1 protein-coding gene is annotated in these 601 nt (G+C 62.9%); it reads right to left on the bottom strand.

Annotation, left to right across the window (positions count from 1 at the left end; genetic code table 11):
• Positions 1-102: 102 nt before the first annotated feature.
• A partial coding sequence (locus tag BFD71_RS38750) for an integrase core domain-containing protein (RefSeq protein ID WP_141710981.1) occupies positions 103-601 on the bottom strand: 499 nt, incomplete at its 5' end.

Raw genomic sequence — 601 nt, 5'->3', positions numbered from 1 at the left:
GCGTTGCCCCTGTGCGGGGCGGCACCTACTTTCTTTGCGGCGGTGTATGGACCGGAGACATGGGTAACAGGTGTGCGGGGACATGGGTAACACATGATCCGCTCATTCGGGATGGTCCAGGTTGATGGTTCCGAAATGATGATGCAGGAAAAACAGGTCATAGCGGTTGCCGCTTCCTGCGCTGGGGCGCACCGCAACCGGCAGCTTGTGCAGCGCATTTGAAACCTTGAAACACCGGCACCGGAAACGGAGTTCTCCATTCCACCCCACGCGTACCACCGTGTCGTCGCTGCGATATTCGATCGGCGGCAGTGTCTCCGGATACGGGTGCGCACTGGGCCGGTAACGGGTGATCGGAGTGGCCATCTGCAGGGCCTGATGCGGGCGCTGATGGTTATAGACCGTGCGCCACTCGTCAAACACCCGCTGGGCGTTGCGCAGGCTGTCGAAGCGACGGCCGCTGAGCACCTCGGCCTTCAGCGTGCGGTGAAACCGTTCGTCCTTGCCGTTGGTCTGCGGGTGCGCCACCCGGCTATGGGACAGACGCACACCGAGCCGGATCAGCCAGATGGCCAGTTCGGTGAGCTGTCCCGGCTGGCCG

It is taken from the genome of Paraburkholderia nodosa, assembly GCF_001718195.1.
Lineage (GTDB): Bacteria > Pseudomonadota > Gammaproteobacteria > Burkholderiales > Burkholderiaceae > Paraburkholderia > Paraburkholderia nodosa_A.
Note: the sequence above shows the minus strand (reverse complement) of the source record. Positions and strands in the feature narration are given on the sequence as shown.